Genomic DNA, 23,917 nt, shown 5'->3' on the forward strand with positions numbered 1-23,917 from the left:
TTCATGCAAAATGCCGTACCCGCAGCTTGATCCCGCAGCTTTCTGCCACTTTCCGGCTGGCTTCGATCTGGTCCGGGGGCAGCACGTCCACCACGGTCATCCGGGTATCCGGGATCATTTTTTTGCATTCCCGGGCAAAATCCAGCATGGCCTGGTAGGCTCCCGGCAGGGTGGGGCGGGTCACCTTGTTGTAGTCCGCCTCATCCGGGGCGTTCAGGCTGATGGAAACCGCATCCAGCACCTGGGCCAGTTCCGGTACGATATCCCGGCCGTTTTCCAGGTTCCCCAGCCCGTTGGTGTTCACCCGCAGCTTCAGTTCCGGATGGATCTGCCGCACATACCGGGCCGTTTTCAGCATCAGATCCAGGGCACAGGTGGGCTCCCCGTATCCGCAGAACACCAGCTCTTTGAACCCGGTGAAATCAAAAGCATCCACCGCTGCCTTTACCTGTTCCCAATTGGGGTTCACCTTGTGCCACAGGGTGGGCGCATCCCCGATGCCCTCATGCTGGAACCGGACGCAGAACGTACACCGGCAGTTGCACAGATTGGTCAAATTGGCATAGACGCCATCTTTATAAGTATAAAGAATCTGAGCCATGATCATTCATCATCCTTTCTCCATGAAACAGTCTGGCTTTTACATCCTGTCTGTCCAGGACTCCGGCCACCAGATAATAGAACAGCAGACTGCCTCCGGACTGGAGAGCACTGCCCATAATGGAAGTCACCAGAGCTGCATAGGTCCCAAAAATCAGTCCTTCTGCCAGGTAATACCCGATGGTGGAAATGATCCAGGACAGGAACGGGGCGATCCGGTTCCGGGTGCACAGCAGCTTCTGGGCTTTCCAGGTAAAAGGCAGCGTAATCAGCGCCTTGATCACAATGGTGGCCGGTGCCCACATGGGTGCCATCAGCAGATCCGCCAGCCCGCCTCCAATGGCTGCCGCCACCAAAGCATAGGGCTGAGGCAGCAGGGACGCAGCCACGTAAATCAGGGTATCACCGAAATGGAGATATCCTCCATTGGATCCCATAGGGATATGACAGATATAGGCGGTGAACAGGCAGATCAGCCCGGCGAACACACCAGTCAGTACCAACAAATGGAGTTTTTCCTGTTCTGTTCGTTGTTGTTTCATCAGGTATCCTTCCTTTCAGCTTGGGAACCATGGGGCAGGGGAGGGGCTAGGAGCCCCAGATAGGGTTCATAATTGATGCCGTCATTGCAAGGGGTGTTTTCCCGCCGGGCATCCCCAATGCCCCTGGCAATGAACCCCACAGCCAGCCGGACTGCTTCTTCCAAAGACCTTTTCTGGAGCAGGGCCCCCAGGACCACCGCGGCAAACAGGTCCCCGGTGCCGGAATAACTGCCTCCCAGATGAGGACTGGAAACCACGGAGGATTTTCCTCCAGCCATTTTTACAATGAAATTCGAAAGAATCAGCGTTTCCCGGTTCTTATCCAGTACAGGGATCCCGGTGATCACCAGGGAACGGCCCTGGAAGCAGCCTGCTTTTTCTTCCAATATAGGGAACAGCGCTTCCGGATCTGTTTGTCCCAGTTTCTGGATGGGCCTCATATCCGTACCGGTGAGGATACAGAATTCCGTGAGATTGGGAGTCAAAAGATCCGCCTGGAAAGCCAGCTGCCGGACGGCCTCAATGGAAGCCTCGGTAAAGCCCCGGTAGGCCCTGCCATTGTCTCCCAGCACCGGGTCGCACAAGTACAGCACCCCGAGTCTGTGGAACCGGTCCAAAAAGGCCCGGACCTTTTCCGCTGCATCAGGCGTGGCAAGATACCCGGAAAGGATCCCGGCAAAGGAAACCTGGAGTTCCTGCCAGTGCTCCGTATAGTCATCCATACGATCGGCAAAGGACAGGCACCGGTATCCCGGGTAGCCGGTCTGGGATGTAAGCACTGCCGTAGGCATGGGACAGGCTTCGATGCCCATGGCTGCCAGCACGGCTATATCGGCTGTAAGCGAACATCTTCCCAGGCCGGAAAGATCATTGATAGCTGCAACACGCTGATGCATAAGAAAGCTCCTTTGGGTTAATATTGTAACGTTTTGACAAACTCTGTTATAACACAGAAACAATTGAAAGAAAAGGAACGGTTTGGGAAATTCTTGAGCCAAACCGTGTCTGAACGGCCGGAAGCACCGGTTCTCCAAGGCGCTTTATCCACACTATTTTACATAATATATATTATTGGACGTAAATTTTCTGGAAAACCAGAGATCTCGATTTGTCCAGAAACTGAGATTTTTCCCGGTATTTCCTTTGGGATCCTTCTTTCAGGACCGGGTTCCCGATCCGGCCGGGTCATTTTTCTGCTGATGCACCGGCCCTGGATTTTATTTTCATACTTCGGGATTTGGCCATACTCTTTAGGATTTATCCATACGGATTCACGGCTTGCACCTGGCTGGATTCCTGATTTTCTTCCAGGTTCCTGTTTCCTTTCTAAACACTCGTTTGACACACAATTGTTTTCCTGTTATACTTATTCTAATTAGATTGGACTCTTGTACCACAAATCCATCCTGTTCAAAGGAGATTTATACCATGACTGATACAGAAATGACGACGGATACGGAACAAAAGAAACCCTCCCGCTCCCATGGGATCAATGCCCGGCAGAGCCAGATCCTCGATTTTATCCGGCAGTACATCTTCACCAACGGCTATCCCCCTTCTGTGCGGGAAATCGGCAGTGCTGTGGGTCTGTCTTCCAGTGCTTCCGTCCACAACAACCTGAAAAAGCTGGCGGAAGCCGGTTTTGTCAGCTGGGATCCGGAAAAGCCCCGTACCTACGGGCTCCGGGAAGAAATCAGCTGGCGGAAGAAAAGCATGGTTCCGGTGCCTCTGGTGGGCGCTGTCCACGCAGGTGATCCCATGCTGGCTGTGGAAAACATCGAAGACACCTACCCCATCCCCCTGGATCTCATCGGCTGCAAGGAAGATGTGTTCATGATGGTGGTGGAAGGAGACAGCATGAAGAATGCCGGGATCCTGGACCATGATTATGTATTTGTCCGGAAACAGAATTATGCCACCAACGGGGATATTGTAGTGGCCCTCCTCAACGGGGAAGAAACCACCATCAAACGGTATTTCCGGGAACTGAAACAGATCCGTCTCCAGCCGGAAAATGATGCCTACCCTCCCATTGTGGGCACCGACAACATCGAAATCAAGGGAAAAGTCATTGCGGTATTCCGTACTTTATAAAGGTTGATGCCTTCCATAGGGCAAATTCCTTTCAGACGCTCAAATCTTTGATTTGAGCGTTTTTCTTTGGCTTTGCCATCCCAGTATAGCACGCATATGAAAAACAGCCTCTGAAGCGAAATTCAGAGGCTGTTTTTTGCTTTCTTATTTTTGCTTTTCCATAATCTGCCGGGCAGCGGCCATCACGGCGATCCGGCCGTGTTCAAAGGTCAGGCCCCCCTGCATGAACACCTTGTAGGGTGCCCGCATGGGTCCGTCGGCGCTCAGTTCGATGGAAGCCCCCTGGACGAAGGTACCGGCGGCCATGATGATGTCATCCTGATAGCCGGGCAGCGGAGAGGGGACCGGCGTCACATGGGCATCGATGGGCGAATGGGCCTGGATGGCTTCACAGAAGGCACAGAGATTTTCCGGAGTCTTCAGGGTGATGGTCTGGATAATGTCACTGCGTACATCATCGGGCAGCGGGGACACTTCAAAGCCCAGGGACTGGAAAACGGAAGCAGCGAACATGGAGGTCTTCACCGCCTGGAGAGCTACATGGGGAGCCATAAAGAGCCCCTGATAGAATTCCCGGGCCGTATCCCCCAGGGTGCAGCCCATTTCACCGCCCAGGCCGGGAGCAGTGAGCCTGTAGGAAGCCTGTTCCACCAGATCCTTTTTGCCTACAATGTAGCCGCCGGTGGGAGCAAAGCCGCCCCCCAGGTTCTTGATCAGGGACCCGGCCATCAGATCGGCCCCCACTTCCGTAGGTTCCTTGTCCTCAATGAATTCCCCGTAGCAGTTGTCCACGAAGCAGATGATGTCTGGACGGACCTTCTTCACCGCCTGGCAGATCTCTCCGATTTCCCCTACAGTCAGGGTCTTCCGTTTGCTGCTGTAGCCGCAGGACCGCTGGATGTGGACCAGACGGGTCTTGGGGGTGATGGCAGCCAGGAGGGCAGGGATGTCCGGATGGTCCCCTTCCATGGGGATTTCCTTGTAGGTGACTCCCAGGTCCACCAGAGAGCCGGGAGTCTTCACCGGATGGCCGATAATGGTCTGCATGGTGTCGTAGGGTTCCCCGGTGGCTCCGATCATTTCATCCCCGGGATGAAGATTCCCCAGAAGGGCCACAGCCAGAGCGTGGGTGCCGGATACGAACTGGGAACGGACCAGGGCGGATTCCGTCTTGAAGATATCCGCATAAATCAGGTCCAGCTGGTCCCGGCCCATGTCAGAATAGCCATAGCCGGTGGTGGGCTTCAGGTAAAAATCGGCCACCTGGAACTTGGCAAAGGCGTCCAGCACCTTTTTGGTGTTCACCAGGGCCGCGGCTTCATGGCTTTTGGTATGCTGGGCAACGGTGTCCAGTGCTTTCCGTTCGATTTCATCCCATTGTATATCCATTGGAATTGATTTCCTCCTTAATTGCTTGATTAATTGATGCTTTTATTTCCGGACATAGGGGGCCAATTTCTCTCCCAGGCCCTTGTCCATCCGGGCCCGGATCAGGATCCCGGTTTCCCCGTAGGTTTCCGAAAGGACCTGGGCCTCTTCATGGAGCCGGGCGGCCAGCCTGCTTTCCCCATAGGGAATGGACAGTTCCAGTTCCACCCGGTCCTGCCCTAAAAGCCGGGCCAGGTTTTCCAGCAGTTCCGGTACCCCTTCTCCCGTACGGGCGGACAGGCACAGGGCGTCCTCTTCCTGTTCCAGCCGGTGCCGGAGGCCTTCGTGCTGGGTCAGCCGGTCCACCTTGTTGTACACGGTGAGAATGGGCTTTTCAGTGACTTCCAGTTCCTGGAGCACCTGGTACACCGCCTCTGACTGTTCCCGGTACAGCTCGTGGGAGCAGTCGATTACATGGAGCAGCAGGTCCGCATCCTTCACCACTTCCAAGGTGGATTTGAAAGCGGCCACCAGCTGATGGGGCAGCCGTTGGATAAACCCTACGGTATCCGTCAGGGTGCAGTGGCTCCCATCCGGAAGTTCCAGTTGCCGGGTGGTAGGGTCCAGGGTGGCGAACAGCTGATCCTGGGCATAGATGTCCGAATGGGTCAGGGTGTTCAGCAGGGTGCTTTTACCGGCGTTGGTGTACCCCACCAGACACACCTGCTTCACTTCATTCTTGCTCCGGGCCCGCTGCTGCTGCCGGCGGTTGCCCTTCATCCGACGGATCTGATCTTCCAGGAAAGCGATCCGGTCCCGGATCCGCCGCCGGTCCACTTCCAGCTTGGTTTCCCCGGGCCCCCGGGTACCGATGCCGCCCCCCAGACGGGACAGGCTGGTGCCCTGGCCCATGATCCGGGGCAGCATGTACTGGAGTTGGGCCAGTTCCACCTGGAGCTTCCCTTCACTGGTCCGGGCCCGTTTGGCGAAAATGTCCAAAATCAGCCCGGTCCGGTCGATGATCCGGACCCCCAGGGCCCGTTCCAGGTTCCGCTGCTGGGCCGGAGACAGTTCGTCATCAAAGATGCACAGGTCGATGTCTTCCTGCTGGGCAAACAGGGACAGCTCCTGAACCTTCCCTTTCCCGATGAAGAACACCGGGTCCGGTTTGGGCCGGGACTGGACGAATTTGCCGATGACTTCCGCACCGGCGGTTTCCGCCAGCTGGGCCAGTTCCTCCACGGAATCCTGGGCGGTCCACCGGGAGGCCGTATCCCCCCAGGCCAGGGAGATCAGCATGGCCCGTTCCGGTCCTTCCGCCAGGTTGTGGCCCCGGGACCGTTTGGCCAGGATCTTTTCCACTGTGTGGAGCACATTCCCAAAGGGCATGGCCGCCACATCCTTCACCTTGAAGGGGCCGAATTCCTGGAGCACCGGCTGCTGATCCTCATCCAGATCCGTAATCATCCCGAAGCTGAGGAGAGGCTGGCTGGAGGGATTTTCCCAGGCCATGGCGGCCATGGCATCGAACCGCAGGTCCCGGAGGGCGGACAGATCCACCCGGCTGAGCCGGGGTGCCCCGGAGGGATGGGTGTGGATACAGGCCACCCCGCAGAGCCGGTTCTGGCTTCGGCGGGAATCGGTGCCCGGCAGCTCCACATGGCTGTCGCTGCCTACGGCCACCGCCGTCACCTGGCCCTTCCGGTCCACATAAATGGAGATTTCCCGGTTGATGGCTTCCGTCAAATCCCGCAAAACGAGGGCCAACTCCTCACTGATCAGTTGGCCCTCGTCCGCTCTCAGCTCATAGATCCCTTCCAACTGGGTGAGGACCTGTTTTTTCAGGCCCTCCGTCTTTCCGTAGATCGTTTGAGTCATAGGAGAACTCCTTTTGGTATTATACCCGTGCTTTGGCAGGCTCCATGTTCACCCGGCAGCCCCGGATGGTGTTCCGGTGCATCACTGCCAGGACTTTTTCCGCATGTTCCATGGGCACTTCCACAAAGCTGAATTTGTCATAGATGCTGATCCGGCCAATGCTCCGAGCAGGGATTTCCGCCTCGATGGCAATGCTCTGGACAATATCCCGGACCGTGACCCGGCTGGAACGGCCGATATTCACGAACAGCCGCACCATCCCCGGTTTGGCACCGGTGTTGGCCAGGGCATCCGGCAGGGAACCTTCCTCTTCCGGTTCTTCCAGGGCTTTGGCCCCTTCCTGCATGAACTTCAGGGCAGCAGCGGCGATATCCTGGACATCATAGTCCTTTTCCAGGGTTTCCACAATGGGCAGATAGTCCTGATACCGGTCCTGTTCCAGGATGGTCTGCATCTTGGATACAATCTGTTCCCGCTGCCGTTCCAGCACGCTGGCGTCGGTGGGCAGGGTGCCCCGGATGATTTTGGTCTTGATGCTCCGTTCAATCAGCTTCAGCTGACGGAATTCCCGGGGAGTGATGAAGGTAAGAGCCACACCGGTGTTCCCGGCACGGCCGGTACGGCCGATCCGGTGCACGTAGCTTTCGCTGTCACTGGGCACGTCGAAGTTCACCACATGGGTGATGTTGTCGATATCCAGCCCTCTGGCCGCCACGTCGGTGGCTACCAGGATGTCCACCTGGCCGCTGCGGAACTTTTTCATGACCCGGTCCCGCTGGTTCTGGCTCAGGTCCCCGTGGAGGCCCTCCGCTTCGTAGCCCCGGGTGGCCAGGGCGATGACCAGTTCATCCACGCCTTTTTTGGTCCGGCAGAAGATGATCATCTTGCAGTCGTCGGTGGTGTCCAGGATCCGGCACAGGCCGTCCACCTTGTCCCGGGTTTCATAGTAGTACTGGTCGATGGTGGGCGCAGTGACCACTTCTTTGTGGATGGCCACCATCTTGGGGGTACGCATGTATTTCTTGCTGATGCTCAGGATGGGCCGGGGCATGGTGGCGGAAAACAGCATGGTCTGCCGTTCCGGGGGAACGTTTTTGATGATGTTTTCCATATCGTCCACAAAGCCCATGTCCAGCATTTCGTCGGCTTCATCCAGCACCAGGAAGTTCACGTATTCCAGGTCGATGGTGCCCCGGCGGATATGGTCCAGGAGACGGCCAGGGGTCCCAATGACCACCTGGATGCCCCGTTTCAGGCTGCGGATCTGCCGTTCGATGGGCTGGCCCCCGTATACCGGCAGTACCCGGATCCGTTTGGTCCGGCCAATCTTGCTGATTTCGTCCGCCACCTGGATGCACAGTTCCCGGGTGGGGCTCATGACAAGGGCCTGGATGTGCCGGTCCTTTTCGTTGATCTTCTGGATGATGGGGATCCCGAAGGCGGCGGTCTTGCCGGTACCGGTCTGGGCCTGGCCGATCAGGTCGTCTCCTTCCAGAGCCAGGGGGATAGCCCCCTTCTGGATGGGAGAGGGTTCTTCAAAACCCATTTCCTTCAGGGCTGCCAGGATCTTCCGGTCCAGGTTCAGATCTTCGAAGGAAGTGATTTCCGGTTTGGCAGTTTCCGTTGTTTCCACCGGTTTCTTTTCCATTTCTGTGGTTTCAGTCATAATTTCTCCTTATCTTGTACAGGAGCGTTACAGCTCCTTCACCCGGTCCATGGCCAGAGACAGTGCATTCATGGCCGCCCGGAGTTTGATGGTGGTCCGGGCCGCCTTGAACCGGCATTCCAGGACTTTGGTTCCGTTTTTATCCGCTGCACCGATGTACACCAGGCCCACCGGCTGGGTGGGGGTCCCCCCTCCCGGTCCGGCGATCCCGGTAATGCTGATGCCCAGATCCGTTCCGATTCTTTCCCGGATCCCCTGGGCCATTTCCCGGGCAGTCTGTTCGCTGACGGCGGTGTATTTGTCCAGGGTTTCCTGTTTCACCCCCAGCAGCCGGTGCTTTACGTCATTGGTATAGGAGACCACCGACCCCATGAGATATTCCGAGCTTCCGGGAATATCCGTCACCAGACTGGAGGCCAGGCCTCCGGTGCAGGATTCGGCAAAGGCGATGGTCAGATGTTTTTCTTTCAGCCGTTTGCCCAGGGCTTCCGGCAGGGTTTCGTAATCCACTCCGTAGATGTACTCACCCAGCACTTCCCGGATCTTTTCCTCGATGGCCTGGTTCATGGCTTCCGCCTTTTCCAGGGTATCGCTTTTGGCGGTGATCCGGATGATGATTTCTCCCTTCCGGGCATAGAGGGCAATGGTGGGGTTGGTCTGGGCCATGATGATGGCATCCAGCTTTTCCGCCACCATGGATTCCGTCAGTCCCCGGAGATGCAGCACCCGGGAATGGATGATTCCCTGGGCCGCATAGCTTTTCCGGAGATAGGGCATCACCTGCTGACCGAACACGTGGGTGGTTTCCGCCGGAGGCCCCGGCAGCATGATGATCAGTTTGTGGTCCGGAGTCCAGACCCCGATTCCCGGTGCCGTGCCCACTTCGTTGTTGAATACCACGGCCCCTTCCGGGATCATGGCCTGCTTTTTGTTGTTGTCCGTCATGACCACATGCCGGGCAGCAAAATACCGGGTCAGCTTGTCCAGCCAGAAGGCACTGGGCACCAGAGGCAGATCCAGGTACCGGGCCACCATTTCCTTGGTGATGTCCCCCCGGGTGGGCCCCAGGCCCCCGGTGGTGATGATGATGTCCGCCCGCTTCAGGGCAATGGCCAGCACTTCCAGCAGCCGGTCCCCGTTATCCCCGATGGTGGTCTGGTACAGCACGTTGAACCCGGCATCATTGAGCATCCGGGACAGATACTGGAAGTTGGTATTCACAATATCGCCCAGGAGCAGCTCCGTGCCCGTATTGATGACTTCAACATTCACAGGAAATCACTCCTTTTCCAACTGCCCCACCGCTTCGTAGGTGAAGCCCTGGCTGATCCGGACTTTCACAAAATCCCCGGGGTTCAGGGAAGCCGCCTCTTCCACGTAAATCTTCCCGTCGATGTCCGGGGCTTCTGCATAGCTGCGGCCCACGGCCAGGTTGGGATCTTCCTCATCCTTGCCTTCGATGAGCACTTCCAGCACTTTCCCTTCCCGTTCCTGCTGGATCTCTTCGGAGATCTCCGCCTGGAGGCTCATCAGGGCATGGTACCGGTCCTGCTTTACTTCTTCCGGGATCTGGTTGGGCATAGCCCCGGCTTCCGTACCTTCTTCCTGGCTGTAGGTGAACACCCCGGCACACTGGAACCGTTCTTTTTTCACGAAATCCAGCAGTTCCTGGAACTGTTCATCGGTTTCTCCCGGGAAGCCCACAATGAAAGTGGTCCGCAGGCAGATGTCCGGCATCCGTTTCCGGAGTTTGGCCAGGAGCTCTTCCACCTGTTCCCGGGTATCTCTCCGGTGCATGGTGTGGAGCAGGCTGTTGCTGGCATGCTGCAGGGGCAGGTCCACATAATTGCACACCTTGTCACACTGAGCCATGGTTTCGATCAGTTCGTCGGTGAAGGAATCAGGATAGCAGTACAACACCCGGATCCATTTCAGGTCAGGGATGGTGTTCAGATCCCGGAGCAGTTCCGACAGACGCAGTTTGTGGTACAGGTCGATGCCGTACTGGGTGGTGTCCTGGGCCACCAGGATCAGTTCCCGGACGCCCTGGCTCACCAGATCCCGGGCTTCCTGGAGGACTTCCTCATAGGGACGGCTCCGGTAAGGGCCCCGGATCTTGGGGATGGCACAGTAGGAACACCGGTTGTTGCAGCCTTCGGCAATCTTCAGATAGGCCGTATACTGAGGGGTGGTCAGCACCCGTTTGGCCTTCTGGGTGAATTTTTGCGGAGGCTTCAGCAGGGTGAACCGTTCTCCCGCTTCCACCCGGTCGATGACACTGCCGATCTGGTCGTAACATTCGGTTCCGATGATGGCATCCACCTCCGGCAGGTCTGCGAACAGTTCATCCGCATACCGCTGGCCCAGGCACCCGGTGACGATCAGCTTCCGGTGGGGCTCATCCTTTTTGTATTCCGCCATCTGGAGGATGGTGTTGATGGATTCTGTTTTGGCACTTTCAATGAAGCCGCAGGTGTTGACGATGATCACATCCGCATGGGTGGGGTCATTGGTAATGGTCCACTGGCGCTCTTTGATGAGCCCCATCATCACTTCTGAATCCACCAGGTTCTTGGGACACCCCAGGCTGACTACTCCGATTTCCAATCTGTTCTCCTTCCTTATTTCGCCTTGAACGTACGGGTCACTACGCCCCATTCCTTGGAGCCGTAGGGTACTTCTTTTCCGTTGACAGTGATCACTACATCCCGGATGCTGCCCACATTGACGGAAATGCTCTTGCTCCCTTTGTAGGTACGGGTGGATCCTTTGGGCACCGTAGCCGCTTCCACCTGTTTTCCGTCAATGGTGGTCTGGGTCCAGACCGGTTTCTTGTAGGTGACCACCACCGTGACCCCGTTGCCCTTGCCCAGGGTCTTTTCATCCCCTTTGGACTCTTCCTCTTCCTTCTTGGGCTGGGCCTCGGCGGCTGCTTGTTTTTCCTTCTCGCTCTTTTCCGAAGAGTGGTCGGATTTCACTCCATCGGTGATGTTGGTGGTAGCCTTCAGGTCCGGAGTGGTTTTCCCGCCGAACACGAAATAGGCCATGACCACGGTGAATACGGCCAAGCAGGCCACAAACACCCCGGTGAACACCTTGAAGCTGAAGGCAGGGGTTTTGCTGTCCGCCCCGCCGGCGGCTCCGTATTCTTCCCCGGCTTCGTCTTCCGGGACGGTTTCATAGAGATTTTCGTCGATGAAATCCCGGATCCGGTCCAGGACACCTCCCACTTTGGCTTTGCTGGCGTCCAGGGCTTCTTCCATGTTTTCCCGATTCAGCGCCGTTTCCACCTTTTTCAGGGCTTCCTTGGGGCTTTCATGGGATTTTTTGGGTTCCGTCCCCTTTCCTGCCGGCTTTTTCCCAACCGCAGCAGCCTGGGCCCCTTTGGCAGACGGCTTCTCCGGCTGGGGAGCTTTCTTTTCTCCGGTTTTGTCCAACCGTTTGGCAGTCTCTTCCCCCTTGGGAGCTTCCGGCTTCCCGGTTCCAGCTACTGGCTGGGCATCCTTGGGTCGGGGGGCCGTTTTGGGTTCCGGCCCTGCCGCCTCCTTCGCTGCTTCCGGCTTTGTCGGTGCGGCCTGGGCCGACGGCTTCACCGGTTTCATTACCTGGGTGGCTTCCATGGCTTCCTTTTTCCGCTTCTGGGGAGCCTGGGCTTCCTGAGCGGTCCGACGGCTGTTTCCATAGCCCACCGGCTCCATATCCTTCAGAGCCTGGACCTTGTCAAAAGGTTCCGGAGCCTGAGAGGATTCCGTTTTGGGAGATGCCAGCTGAGGCGCCGGTGGCTCCGTTTTTGCCTGCTTTTTTCCGGCAAAGGTTTCCGGACGCAGGATAATGGTATCGGAACTTTTCGGCAGCTCCGGCTGGGGCACCAACGGTTCCGGCGACTTCAGGATCTTTTCCGGTTCACTGCCGGTCCGGTAGGCCTCCACAAGGCCATTGCCGTCCAGGCCCAGATAGTTCCCGTAGTTCCGGAGAAAGCCCCGGATGAACACATCCCCCGGAATCTTGTGGAAATCGCCCTCTTCCAGGGCTGCCAGATAGGGTTCCCGGATGCCGGTATGTTCGGCAACCTGTTCCAGGGTCAGATGTTTGGCTTCCCGGTGCTGCTGTAAATAGGTTCCAATTTTGTTTTTCATGGTACAACCTCACTTTTAGACGGGGTAGAGCGGCGCAGGCAGGAGAATCACGGTTCTTCCTGCTTCAGCCCTTTGGTGAAGAACTTTTCTTTGATGGTGGCGGGGCTCATAATGAGCGGCCTTGGCTTGCTGCCGTCCGCCGGTCCTATGATGCCCTTTTCTTCCATGGCATCCACCAGCCGTGCCGCCCGGGTGTACCCGATCCGGAACTTCCGCTGGAGCATGGACGAGGATGCCTGCTGGGTGGCCATGACCAGCTCCACCGCATCCTGGAAAAGTTCGTCTTCCTCGCTGTCTTCCCCTTTCTTTTCCTCTTCCGCCCCATTGAGCTTCTGAGTGGTCACTTCACTGGAATAGGAGGTGGGTATGGCTTCCGCCTTGATGAAATCCACCACCCGGTTCAGTTCGTCGTCGGCAATAAAGGCCCCCTGGACACGGATGGGTTTGTTGGCTCCCGTAGGGAAGAACAGCATGTCCCCCCGTCCCAGGAGTTTTTCCGCACCGCTGGCGTCCAGGATGGTCCGGCTGTCGATCTGGCTGGAAACCGCAAAGGCAATCCGGGAAGGGATATTGGCCTTGATGGTCCCTGTGAGCACGTCCACCGACGGCCGCTGGGTGGCCAGGATCAGATGGATCCCGGCAGCACGGGCCTTCTGGGCCAGCCGCAAGATAGCATCTTCCACGTCCACTGCCGCCACCATCATCAGGTCGGACAACTCGTCGATGATCACCACTATGAAGGGCAGCTTTTCTCCCGGCTGCACATGGGCATTGTAGTCGTCGATCTTCCGGACCTGGGTCTTGGCGAACAGACTGTACCTCCGTTCCATTTCCACCACTGCCCAGTGAAGGGCGGAAGCGGCCTGCTTGGGCCCGGTGACCACCGGTGTGAGCAGGTGGGGGATCCCGTTGTAGTTGGTCAGTTCCACCACTTTCGGGTCCACCAGGATCAGCTTCACCTCATCAGGAGCCGCCTTGTACAGCAGGCTGCAGATGATGGTGTTGATGCACACACTCTTCCCGGACCCGGTGGATCCGGCAATGAGCAGATGGGGCATCTTGGTCAGGTCCGCCACCACCACATGGCCGGAAATGTCCTTCCCCAGGCCGATACACAGCTTGCCTTTGGCATTCTTCACTTCCGGACAATCCACAATGGACCGGAAAGAAACCGGCTCCGAAGTCTTGGAAGGCACTTCGATGCCGATGGCCGCCTTCCCGGGAATGGGTTCGATCCGGACGCTGGACACCGCCAGTTTCAGGGCAATGTCTTCCGACAGGTTCTGGATCTTGTTCACCTTCACCCCGGGAGCCGGTTCCAGTTCATACCGGGTCACGGAAGGTCCCTTGGTCACGTTCACCAGGGTGGCGTTCACCCCGAAATCGTGGAGGGTCTGCTCGATGGTGCCCCCCTGGGTTTCGATTTCCGCCTGGAAGTTCTTCTTGTTCACCGGTTTGTCCCGGTTCAGCAGATCCAGAGGCGGGAATTCGTAGGGGATCACTTCCCCGGTTTCCGCGTTTTCCAAACGGGTGGTCTGGGCTTCCGGTGCCGGAGCTTCCCACTGGGGTTCCTCCTGGTCCCGGGCATCGTCAGAGGTAGTAATGGTAAACTTCCGGGGCGGTTCTCCCGTCCCCATCTGTTCCTTCTGGAACTTCAGGATGGGAGCCGTACCGGCAGCATTCACCTTCTCTTTCAGCCGTTCCGCCAGAGAAGGTTTCTTTTCCGGTTCCGGCTTTTTCCGGGGATTCCCGTCATCCTTTTCCTGGTCGTAGAAGGAATCATGGTTCCGTTTCCGCCGTTCCTGGTAGTCCTCCCATTTCTGGGCCACCGTCTCGGCCCCTTCCTTTACCCCGTCCTGAGCGGTCTGGAGAGGACTCCGCAGGGAAAATTTCCCGGACAGCACCAGGGAGATCAGCGTGGTGGCAGTAAGGACAATGAGTGCCCCCACCCGACCGGCCACCTTTGTTAAAACAAACACGATGGTGCCTCCCAGGAGGCCACCACCGGTCATCAGATACTCAGGAATCAGTTCATGGCCTTCCGGCACCTTGTGCATGTGCCACAGGCTCAGGACAGAAACAAGGAACAGCAGGAGTGTAAAGAACTTTTTGGAATACCGCAGATGTTCGTGATTCAGGATGTACCCCATCCCCAGCACCATTAAGTACAGAGGGAAGAGAAAAGCTCCCACCCCCAGGGCGTAGGTCAGGACCTTTTTGAGGAAAGCCCCGGCGCTGCCCATGGGGATTCCCCCCAGGGCACAAAGCACAATAAGGCCGAAGGCGCCCAACAGGATGCCCAGCACTTCCCGGTTGAAGGTGAATTCGATTTTCTTGTTGTTTCTGCGAGTCCGTTCTTTTTTTTCCACGCTGTTCCCTTCCTGAAGATTTTTGGTTTATTGGAATCAGATTTCCATGATCAGAGGGAGGATCATGGGACGCCGTCTGGTCTTTTCGAACAGATACCGGCCCAGGCTGTCCCGGACGGCACTCTTCAGTGCGGACCATTCGGTGATGTTGTTTTCATGGCATTTGTCCAGAGTGCTCAGCACCCGGTCCCGGGCGCCTTCCATCAGCTCTTCGGATTCCCGGACGTACACAAAGCCCCGGGATACGATATCCGGGCCGGCGGCGATCCGGTAATTGCTGTGGTCGATGGTCACCACCACGATCAGGATCCCGTCCTGGGACAATTGCCGGCGGTCCCGGAGCACCACATTGCCCACGTCGCCCACTCCCAGGCCGTCAATGAGCACCCGGCCGGCGGTGACTTTGCCGGAAATCCCGATGGAATCCCGGGTCAGGTCAACTACAGAGCCGTTTTCCGCAATGACGATGTTTTCCTTGGGCATCCCCAGCTGCATGGCCAGTTTCTTGTGTTTTACCAGGTGACGGTATTCCCCGTGGACCGGCATGAAGAACTTGGGATGGACCAGCCGGTGCATCAGTTTGATTTCTTCCTGGCTGGCGTGACCGGAAACATGGATCCCCTGTTCCCGTCCGTAGATCACTTCAGCTCCCTGTTTGTACAGGTTGTCGATGGTCCGGGCCACACCTTTCTCGTTGCCGGGAATGGGGGTGGCGGAAATGATCACCGTGTCACCGGGCATAATGGACACCTTCCGGTGGTCACTGTTGCTCATCCGGGTCAGGGCACTCATGGGTTCTCCCTGGCTGCCGGTGGTGATGATGGCAATCTGCCGGGGTGCATAGTTCCGGCATTCGTCAATGTCGATGAGCACACCCTGGGGCACCTTCAGGTAACCCATTTCAATGGAAATGTTCACCACGTTCACCATGCTCCGGCCGATCACCGCCACTTTCCGGCGGGTCATTACCGCCGCGTCGATCACCTGCTGGATCCGGTGCACGTTGGAAGAGAAGGTGGCCACGATCACCCGGTTCCTGGCCATCCGGAACTGTTCGTCCAGGGTCTTGCCCACGCTCTTTTCGCTGGGGGTATACCCGGTCCGTTCAATGTTGGTGGAATCGCTCATCAGGAGCAGCACGCCTTTGCGGCCCACTTCAGACAACTTGGCATAGTCGGTCACCTGTCCGTCCACCGGAGTCTGGTCGAACTTGTAGTCCCCGGTGTGGACAATCACCCCAACCGGAGTGTGGATGGCCAGGGCAACCGCATCGGGAATACTGTGGTTGACCCGGATGAATTCCACCCGGAAGGCGCCGGCCCGGACCGTAGCCCCAGGCTTCACCATTTTGCATTTGCTGTCAGAGACGCCGTTTTCCTTCAGACGGCCGGACAGGATCCCCAGAGTCAGGGGAGTGCCGTACACCGGCACGTCAAAATCCTTCATCACATAAGGCAGAGCGCCAATGTGATCTTCGTGGCCGTGGGTCAGGAAAATAGCCTTGAACTTCTCCTTGTTTTCCATCAGGAACGTGGTATCCGGGATCACCAGGTCAATGCCCAGCATGTCATCATCGGGGAATGCCAGACCGGCATCCACCAGGATCATGTCGTTGCCATACACAAAGGCCGTCATGTTCTTGCCGATTTCTCCCAGACCGCCCAGCGGAATGATGGATAATTTTTTCTGTTGTCCTTTATTGTTATTCAAAGGGACACCTCCTTCGTATTTTTGCATATCAAAAGACTGGAGTATCTTCGCGTTCCATACTCCCTTTTCGAAACTATGTTTTCAATTCCCGTATCCCCTACGAATCCGAACGATAACCATCGCTTCTGGTTCTATAGGACTAGTCTCTTGTTCAACATTATACAGGTTTGACGCCTGTTTTGCAAATCAAGTTTTGGCTGACTGCTCAGGAACCGATTTTTTGTTCCTTCATGAATTGTTCGGCACCGGGGGCCAACGGAAGCAGCGGGTCCAGGAAGAACCGTTTCTCCACATCCCGGTACAGGGCAGGTTGTTTGGTCTGGAGTTCCTTCCATTGAGGCCACAGACGGTCCAGGAAATTCTTTACCGTGTCCTTGTGCACCGTCTTCCGGGTCACCAGGAGACACTGAAGAGCCACACTGGCACAGGGCCGGGTCTGGTTGGGATAGGTCCCTACCGGGATCACCACCGGCTGATACAGGGGATAGGCGGCCACCAGGTCTTCCAGGTCCTGGCCTTCGATAGGGACCAGCACCAGCCGCCGCTGCCGGGCCAGATCCCGGAGAGCCGGATGGGGCAGGGCGGAAGTGAGGATAGCCGCATCCACGGTGCCTTCCTTCAGAGCCCGGACCGTGTCATCCACCGAAAGATACTGGACCCGCACATCGTCTTCCGCAAGGCCCGCTGCTTCCAGTACCTGTCTGGCGTTGAGAGAGGAACCGGAACCGGCAGCCCCCAGGGATACGGTCTTTCCTTTCAGGTCCTGGAGTTTCCGTATCCCGGTCAGGTCGTAGGTAATGATCTGGACCGTTTCCCCTTGAAGGGTCCCCACCTGTTCCAGATCCTTCAGAGGCCGGTCTTCATAGGGCCCGGTGCCTGTATAGGCATACCAGGCCACGTCGCTCTGGACCAGGGCCAGGTCCGCTTTCTGCTGGCGCAGCAGTTCGATATTGGCCAAAGAGCCCGCTCCGTCCTGGAGCTTCAGCAGCGGCTGCCGGCCGTCCTGGTTCAAAGCGTTCACCAGGTCGTTCCCCAGACTGCCGTAAGCCCCCACCAGCTGGCCTCCTGCCAGCACCGTTTCTTTGGGAGGTGTTTTCCCCCGTTCCAGGTTTCCTGTCTTTGCCCCGCAGCCTGCGGTGCAGAAAAAGAGCAGGGCCAGAACGGAAAAGATCAGTTTCTTCATAGGTCTCTCCTTGTTCTCCCTGCTCCTGTTATTTCTGGAAATACGCCAGGGTCCCGGTGAGCCCCTTTTCCAGGTCCGTGTAGTCTTTCATGCCCAGGGTTTCCACCAGGGCCTTGTGGCTCAGTACGGAAGCGTAAATGTCTCCCGGCCGCACCGGTCCATAATGGACATCCATTTTATGGCCCAGGATCTTTTCCATCACCCCGATCAGCTGGTTCAGGGACACTTCCTCATTGGTGGACACATTCAGGGTGGCACAGCCGTTATATCCCACCCCCAGGCTCATGGCCCGGGCAATATCCCCGGCATAGACGAAATCCCGGGTCTGGTTCCCGTCCCCAAAGACAGTCACCGGTTCGTGCTGGGCGATTTTCCGGGCAAAGACGGAGATCACGCCCCCTTCTCCTGTTTCTCCCTGCCGTTCCCCATATACATTGGCGAACCGGAAAATAATGTGCTTCAGACCGAAGCACCGGCTGTACAGACGGATGTAGTCCTCTCCCACCGCCTTGGACAGACCGTAGAAAGAAGTGGGAGCCGGCACTTCTGTTTCCTGAAGGGGCAGGTTCTGGTTGTCCCCGTAAATGGCCGCACTGGAAGAGAAGATGATCTGTTCCACGCCGCTTTTCCGGCAGCCTTCCAGTACATGGACCAGACCAGCCACGTTCAGGTCTTCGTCCGCTTCCGGGTATTCCATGGAATAGGGCACCAGGGTCTGGGCCGCCAGATGGATCACTGTCTGGAATTTTTCCGCCATCAGGAAATCCGTCAGCTCCCGGGACCGGATATCCAGCAGCTGGAACCGGGCTCCTGACGGCACATAGGCCCGTTTCCCGGTGGACAGGTTGTCCAGCACCGTTACCTCACAATCTCCCCGGCTGATGAGCGCCGGCACCACATGGGACCCGATGAACCCGGCTCCCCCAGTTACTAAGATCTTTCTCATGAATCCATTTCCCTCCGATCGCGGATCTTGGTCAGAATATCCAAGCCAAAGCATTTGATGGTCACAATGGCGCCGATGGTGAACGGAATGTATTCACAGAAGAAACGCCAAAGGATGGCCAGCACCCCGGCCACACCGGGAGGCAGCAGAGAATTGAACAGCACCAGGAAGCCGCCTTCCGCCACCCCGCTGCCACCGGGGGTGGGAGTAAAGTACAGTACCAGGTTGATCAGGCACATGCGTCCCATGACAATGTGCAGGGGCAGGCTGATGCCGAAGGCCTTGATGAACACCGGCACCACCGAATAGATGAACAGCAGGCTGATCCCCGATTCCATAAAAGCCCGGAACACCTGCCGGGGATTGTCCTTCAGCATGAACATGGCCTGCTGGAAATCCCGGTACCCCAGGAAAATGGCTTCCTGGACCCGGGGAGAGAACCGGCGGCTGAACCGGGCCAGCCATTTTTCCAGCCGTCCCCCCATTACCAGGTGCCACAGGAGCCAGGGAGCCCCGATGAAAAAGGCGCACACCAAGGCAATGACACTGGTGGGCATCCAGCTTACCAGCACCGGATCCCACCAGAATACCAGGGGCATCACCAAAAACAGGAACAAGATGGAAAATACCGTCCGGACAATGACGATCAGGGTGGATTTGGCCACCGGTACCCCCGCCCGTTTCATGAACATGAGCATGGCAATCCCTCCGCCCCCCTGACCGGGAGTCAGAAGTGCCAGGAAATAGTTGCTGAACACCGCGTAGAAAATATGGGCATAATCCATCTTCTCCCCGGAAAGCCTTGTCAGGGTGATCAGTCGGGTGGCATCGAAAAACAGCCCCACCGACAGCACCCCCAGGGCCAGCAGCGCATAATACCATTTAAAAGTGGTCAGATAGACCAGGGCCCGTACATCAAAAGTAAAATAAAGAACGCCTGCTGATACGATGATGACTACAAAGAACAACACGCACAGCATGCGGAATAGGGTTTTGTTCATAGAGTATGACCTGCCAGTATCGTTGTATTTTGAAAAGCTCTGAATCTGTCAATGCTGATACAATCTTTTATTATTATAGCATAGTACAGGAACAAAAACATAAAACAAATCGTAAATCAGAGCCTGAGCTTTCCTGTGTTGGCAAAATGGAGCTTGACGTATTGGGAAAGAGCCTCTTCCCCCTGGGCTTTGGCCAGCTTCCGGGCCGCTGCCGTAGCCTGGCTGCCGCCTCCTTTGGGCAGTTCGAAGCCTGCCTTTTGGGACAGCTCCCCCATCACTTCCACAAAGGCGTCCCGGGCCAGAATGGACGCCGCCGCCACTGCCATATCCGCTTCCCCTTTGGGCTGCTGGTACACTTTCAGCCCGGGATAAGCTGCTTCCAGGGTGGAGGAAATGGCATTGTGCCGGGTAAACTGGTCCACCAGGGCAAAATGGCATTCCGGCACCTGCTGGAGCACCCGTCCCAGAGCATGGATGTGGCCGCTGGCCAAAAGATGGTTCAGGTTCTGCTTCTGGCTTTTCAGCTGGACATACCGCTGGTTGTAGAACTGAGGCTTCAGTACCAGCACCGTATGGGCTTTGGCGGTCTTCCGGATCTTTTCCGCCAGCTGATGGATCTTTCCGTCGGTCAGGGCCTTGCTGTCGCAGATCCCCCAGCTTTGGTACTGCCGGGCGGTTTCCAGGTCCAGGCACACCGCTGCCACCGCCAGGGGACCGAAATAGTCTCCCTTGCCGCTTTCGTCACTGCCGCACCAGAGCCCGTCGAATCCGGGTTTCCCGTCCAGCAGGGTCACTTTTCCCCCGCCGGCGGAAAGATCACCGGCAAGGGCTGAAGGTTCCGTCTCTCCGTCCAGCGCCTTCTGGCAGCAGTCCCGGAAGGAAGAAACTTTCCCGCTCCATACCTGTTTCAGGCCCTTTTTCCCATTGTAAAGGGCCAGGTTCACCGTGTCCGGGCCCTTCCGGACCTTCAGCTGCCGGCCGTAATTGATTTCCTTCTGCTCCACCGGTTCTTCCGTGAGCAGCTGGAGTTTTTCCCGCACCAGGGTTACATACTGGTCAAAATCATAAGGGGTCATGCCCCGCCTTCCTCCTTTTGTCCTTCCGGCAGGGTCGGGTCCGGCTCCTGGAGATTTTTCGGCAGATCAGGAGGCCGCACCGTCAGGCTGCGGATGGAGACATCGATATTTTTTACCGGCATGCTGGTCATGCCTTCCACTTTCAGTTTGATCTTGGTCTGGAGGCTCTTCACCACTTCGTAAATGGGCGCCCCGAAGAACAGGATGATCTCCAGGAAGATGGTCATCCCCTTGCTGGTGTCCGAAGGCCGGCGCACCTTAATGGAAGTGATCCGGTCCACTTCCTTGTTCTTCTTCACCACGATCCGTACAATGTCGCTGACCACGTAATCGGATACCGTGATCTTCCCGTAGTAGCTGAAAGCCGGCCGAACAATGGATTTTTCTGACATGGCATGGGGCTTCCGGTTCCGGGAAAACAGCCGGTGAGGCAGATCCACCAGCACCCCGGACAGATGGGGCTTCAGTTCGATGGTGGGCACCGGCACCACGTGTTTTCCTTCCTTGATCCGGGTCTCCCGGGCCTTTTTCATTTCCCGGACGGTGGAAATGTCCTGGATGTACACCGTTTCCGAAGGCGCCGGGATCTGGAGCCGCTTGCAGATGGTCCGGACCATCTTGTCCGAAGTGCCGATTACCAGAAGAGTCCGGATGTCGCTTTTCAGCAGGGCTTCCCGGACTTCCTGGCAGTGGTCCTTTTCCATAAAGATGGCTCGTTTCACCGCCTGGACCTTGTTCTGTTCCGTTTTGGCACTGGTTCCGGCCAGGATCTTGGTCCCTTCGATCAGGAGCCCGTCATCGATGATGCCGTCGCAGTGATGGTCATGGGCGACCCCGATGGCCCGGAAGCTTTTCCCGGTGCCGCTGGGGCCTACAAATGCTACAGTTTTCATGGTATGCACCTGCTTTTCGGATCAGATTTTCTTTCCTTCGATGACACCCTTCACATTTTCGTAGGAAATGGGGAATTCTCCCAGGTGGAGGGGGAACCGTCCCGGATTCCCGTGGAGATCGCTGCCCCCGCTGGTCAGGAGACCATGGTTTTTGGCCACCTGGAGCCAATCGTGGGGAGGTTTTTCCTTTAAAATAGAAGGATGCCACACTTCCATGCCGTCAAACGGCACCCTATCCAGCAGTTCTTCCACCAGATCCGGGTTCCCGATTTCCGCCGGATGGGCCAAAACAGCAATGCCTCCCGCCCTGTGGAGCAGGTCCACCGCCTCTTTGGGCTGCATCTTCACCTGCCGGCAGTAAGCGGGCCTGCCGCTGGCAATCAGGGCATCGAACACCGCCTGGGTATGGGAGAACAGGCCTTTTTTCACCAGAACCCGGGCAATGTGGGGCCGCCCCAGGCTTTTGGACCCGTGGGCTTCTTCCCGGACTTCCTCCAAGGTAATGGGATATCCCAGCTGGTTGATTTTCTGGATGATCTTCCGGATCCGGGTGATCCGCCCCACCCGGGTCCAGGCCATGGCCTGGAGAAGAGGCTGGTTCTCCGGGTCGAAATGGTACCCCAGCACATGGACATCCTTCCCTTTGTAGTCCGTGTCGATCTCCACCCCCCGGATCAGCTGGATCCCCAGATGCCGGAAGTGAATGGTCCGGGCCGCCCGGTCGTAGGCCTGGATGTTGTCGTGGTCGGTGATGGCAATGGCGGCAATGCCAGACACCCGGGCCTGGGCAATGATTTTTTCCGGAGTGTAGACGCCGTCAGAAAAGGTGGTATGGATATGCAAGTCAGCCAGCATGACAATTCTCCTTCGTCATTTCTTATGACTTGATTATACCATAGTGGGCGGAAAAAGGAAAAAGGGCGCTGCCGCACAGGCAGCAGCCCCCGTCAATGGTCAATTGTCAATCGTCAATGGCCAAAGGAAGCCAGCCAAGCTGGCCCTGAACACAAAAACCGTAGGGGCCGCACGCCGGGCGGCCCGCCGACTGCACCAGCAGCCGTTGAACGGGCGGGCTCCCCGGCGTGGAGCCCCTACGGATTCGATTCTGTATGCAAAATATTTTCTGCCGTTTTATTCGGCTTCCGATTCCAGACTTTCCACAGAATTTTCCTGGAGATCTGCAGTCTTCCGTCTCCGGGCATACAGCAGCCAGTAGAGAACGGCACAGCCGATGGCACCCAGGCCCACGGCGGAATAGATGCCCTGGAATCCCAGAGGTTCCTTGAAGGCACCCAGGAGGTAAGGTCCTACCCCCAGCCCCAGGTCCAGCATGACGAAATAGGTGGAAACCGCCACTCCGATCCGGACTTCTTCCACCAGCTTCACGCAGATGGCCTGTCCGTTGGACATGAAGGTTCCGTACCCCAGGCCCACGAACACCCCGGCAGCCAGCATTTCCCAGTTCTGGGTGGTGATGGACAGCAGCAGGAGTCCAATGGCCAGGCAGGCATAGGTGGGATACATGACGAAGTCTTCCCCTTTCCGGTCGAACATCACTCCGGCAACGGGACGGGCTAAAGTGATGGACAGAGCATAGACCACAAAGAACAGGGTCCCGGCAGTCATCAGCTGCAGTTCCGCCGCATAGGTAGCCAAAAAGCTCAGCACGCTGGAATAGCACACCGCCACAACGAAGCCCACAATGGAAATCCCCATGACCCGGGGTTCCAGGAAGTTGGACAGGGACAGCTGTTTCAGAGCCGCCCGGTGTTCTTCCGTCAGCTGGATCTCATCCACCTTCATTACAAAGGCGGCCCCCAGGCAGATCAGTACCATCACAATGGAGAACAGGATGATCACCCGGAAGGGGAACATCTGCTGCATCACCATGCCGATGAAGGGCCCGATGGCTGCAGCCAGGCTCATGCTGAGGGCATAGTAGTTGATGCCCTCTCCCCGCCGTTCCGCCGGGATCATGGCGGATACGATGGTGCTGGTGGCCGTGGAGGCAATGCCGTAGCCCACCCCGCTCAGGAACCGGACGATGTACATGGTGGCCAGAGAATTGATGAGGAAGTACATACAGGTGGTCACCAGGAAGAACAGGATCCCGGCATAGAGCATTTTCTTCCGGCCGTACAGTTCCACGGACCGGCCCGCAAACAGCCGGGCCACCAGGGTCCCCAGTACGAAGATCCCGGCCGCCAGACCGGCTTCACTGACGGTGGCATGGAGGGAATGGATGGCTTCCGAAGCGATGATCACCATCAGCATGTAGTAAATGATGTAAATCAGGAAATTGACCAGGGTATCCAGGACGAATCCTCTGGTCCACAGACGGGGTTTTGCAGACATGGACAAATCAGCGACCTTTCTTATTGGAATCACGGAAATTTTCTATGGTTCCGATTATACGAGGCTGCCGGTGATTTGTGTAGCGGATAAAAAAGATGGA

The 23,917-nt window shown here is 57.1% G+C and carries 20 protein-coding genes; 1 reads left to right on the forward strand and 19 read right to left on the reverse strand.

Annotation, left to right across the window (positions count from 1 at the left end; genetic code table 11):
• Nucleotide 1 precedes the first annotated feature (1 nt).
• From ACTQY5_RS01240 to ACTQY5_RS01255, 4 genes are all read right to left on the reverse strand, one after another.
• Nucleotides 2-601, reverse strand: a complete 600-nt coding sequence (locus ACTQY5_RS01240; RefSeq protein WP_288174347.1) for a TIGR04100 family radical SAM protein — start codon at nucleotides 599-601, stop codon at nucleotides 2-4.
• Entirely contained in the window at nucleotides 576-1,142 is a 567-nt protein-coding gene (locus tag ACTQY5_RS01245) for a TIGR04002 family protein (protein WP_022486980.1), read from the reverse strand. The genes ACTQY5_RS01240 and ACTQY5_RS01245 overlap by 26 nt, the downstream gene beginning before the upstream one ends.
• Entirely contained in the window at nucleotides 1,142-2,038 is an 897-nt protein-coding gene (locus ACTQY5_RS01250) for a bifunctional hydroxymethylpyrimidine kinase/phosphomethylpyrimidine kinase (RefSeq protein ID WP_441368678.1), read from the reverse strand. The genes ACTQY5_RS01245 and ACTQY5_RS01250 overlap by 1 nt, the downstream gene beginning before the upstream one ends.
• A gap of 158 nt (nucleotides 2,039-2,196) precedes the next feature.
• Nucleotides 2,197-2,487, reverse strand: coding sequence for a hypothetical protein (locus ACTQY5_RS01255; RefSeq protein WP_154488079.1), 291 nt, complete (start codon nucleotides 2,485-2,487; stop codon nucleotides 2,197-2,199).
• 98 nt (nucleotides 2,488-2,585) lie between these two features.
• Here ACTQY5_RS01255 and lexA point away from each other — a divergent pair, with 98 nt between their 5' ends.
• Nucleotides 2,586-3,236 carry a transcriptional repressor LexA gene (gene lexA, locus ACTQY5_RS01260; RefSeq protein ID WP_154488113.1) on the forward strand — a complete coding sequence of 217 codons (651 nt, stop codon included), beginning with the start codon at nucleotides 2,586-2,588 and terminating at the stop codon, nucleotides 3,234-3,236.
• A gap of 144 nt (nucleotides 3,237-3,380) precedes the next feature.
• Here lexA and ACTQY5_RS01265 read toward each other — a convergent pair whose 3' ends face one another.
• The 15 genes from ACTQY5_RS01265 to ACTQY5_RS01335 form a co-directional block, all read right to left on the reverse strand.
• A complete protein-coding gene (locus ACTQY5_RS01265) occupies nucleotides 3,381-4,625 on the reverse strand; it encodes a methionine gamma-lyase family protein (protein ID WP_022486983.1) in 1,245 nt (414 codons plus the stop codon).
• A gap of 42 nt (nucleotides 4,626-4,667) precedes the next feature.
• On the reverse strand, nucleotides 4,668-6,482 hold the full coding sequence (gene hflX, locus ACTQY5_RS01270; protein ID WP_154488078.1) for a GTPase HflX: 1,815 nt from the start codon (nucleotides 6,480-6,482) through the stop codon (nucleotides 4,668-4,670).
• A gap of 19 nt (nucleotides 6,483-6,501) precedes the next feature.
• A complete protein-coding gene (locus tag ACTQY5_RS01275) occupies nucleotides 6,502-8,130 on the reverse strand; it encodes a DEAD/DEAH box helicase (protein ID WP_370834571.1) in 1,629 nt (542 codons plus the stop codon).
• Nucleotides 8,131-8,175: 45 nt separating this feature from the next.
• A complete protein-coding gene (locus ACTQY5_RS01280; protein WP_022487818.1) occupies nucleotides 8,176-9,420 on the reverse strand; it encodes a competence/damage-inducible protein A in 1,245 nt (414 codons plus the stop codon).
• A 6-nt stretch (nucleotides 9,421-9,426) separates the two neighbouring features.
• Nucleotides 9,427-10,755: a 30S ribosomal protein S12 methylthiotransferase RimO gene (rimO, locus tag ACTQY5_RS01285; protein ID WP_441368679.1), complete on the reverse strand. Its 1,329-nt coding sequence runs from the start codon at nucleotides 10,753-10,755 to the stop codon at nucleotides 9,427-9,429.
• Between the two features lie 14 nt (nucleotides 10,756-10,769).
• Nucleotides 10,770-12,284: a RodZ domain-containing protein gene (locus ACTQY5_RS01290; RefSeq protein WP_441368680.1), complete on the reverse strand. Its 1,515-nt coding sequence runs from the start codon at nucleotides 12,282-12,284 to the stop codon at nucleotides 10,770-10,772.
• A 47-nt stretch (nucleotides 12,285-12,331) separates the two neighbouring features.
• Nucleotides 12,332-14,653, reverse strand: a complete 2,322-nt coding sequence (locus ACTQY5_RS01295) for an FtsK/SpoIIIE family DNA translocase (RefSeq protein ID WP_302575334.1) — start codon at nucleotides 14,651-14,653, stop codon at nucleotides 12,332-12,334.
• A gap of 36 nt (nucleotides 14,654-14,689) precedes the next feature.
• Nucleotides 14,690-16,363: a ribonuclease J gene (locus ACTQY5_RS01300; RefSeq protein WP_022487813.1), complete on the reverse strand. Its 1,674-nt coding sequence runs from the start codon at nucleotides 16,361-16,363 to the stop codon at nucleotides 14,690-14,692.
• 205 nt (nucleotides 16,364-16,568) lie between these two features.
• Nucleotides 16,569-17,546: a TAXI family TRAP transporter solute-binding subunit gene (locus tag ACTQY5_RS01305; protein WP_441368681.1), complete on the reverse strand. Its 978-nt coding sequence runs from the start codon at nucleotides 17,544-17,546 to the stop codon at nucleotides 16,569-16,571.
• Between the two features lie 28 nt (nucleotides 17,547-17,574).
• Nucleotides 17,575-18,492, reverse strand: a complete 918-nt coding sequence (locus tag ACTQY5_RS01310; protein ID WP_022487811.1) for an NAD-dependent epimerase/dehydratase family protein — start codon at nucleotides 18,490-18,492, stop codon at nucleotides 17,575-17,577.
• Entirely contained in the window at nucleotides 18,489-19,493 is a 1,005-nt protein-coding gene (locus ACTQY5_RS01315; RefSeq protein ID WP_154488074.1) for a lysylphosphatidylglycerol synthase transmembrane domain-containing protein, read from the reverse strand. The genes ACTQY5_RS01310 and ACTQY5_RS01315 overlap by 4 nt, the downstream gene beginning before the upstream one ends.
• A 116-nt stretch (nucleotides 19,494-19,609) precedes the next feature.
• Entirely contained in the window at nucleotides 19,610-20,569 is a 960-nt protein-coding gene (gene rnhC / locus ACTQY5_RS01320; protein ID WP_441368682.1) for a ribonuclease HIII, read from the reverse strand.
• Nucleotides 20,566-21,462, reverse strand: a complete 897-nt coding sequence (locus ACTQY5_RS01325) for an Asp23/Gls24 family envelope stress response protein (protein ID WP_288310663.1) — start codon at nucleotides 21,460-21,462, stop codon at nucleotides 20,566-20,568. The genes rnhC and ACTQY5_RS01325 overlap by 4 nt, the downstream gene beginning before the upstream one ends.
• Before the next feature lie 21 nt (nucleotides 21,463-21,483).
• Nucleotides 21,484-22,317, reverse strand: a complete 834-nt coding sequence (locus tag ACTQY5_RS01330; protein ID WP_022487807.1) for a PHP domain-containing protein — start codon at nucleotides 22,315-22,317, stop codon at nucleotides 21,484-21,486.
• 276 nt (nucleotides 22,318-22,593) lie between these two features.
• Nucleotides 22,594-23,817 carry an MFS transporter gene (locus ACTQY5_RS01335; RefSeq protein ID WP_441368683.1) on the reverse strand — a complete coding sequence of 408 codons (1,224 nt, stop codon included), beginning with the start codon at nucleotides 23,815-23,817 and terminating at the stop codon, nucleotides 22,594-22,596.
• Nucleotides 23,818-23,917 lie beyond the last annotated feature (100 nt).

The organism is Acidaminococcus sp. HCP3S3_H5, from assembly GCF_052122235.1.
Classification (GTDB): Bacteria; Bacillota; Negativicutes; order Acidaminococcales; family Acidaminococcaceae; genus Acidaminococcus.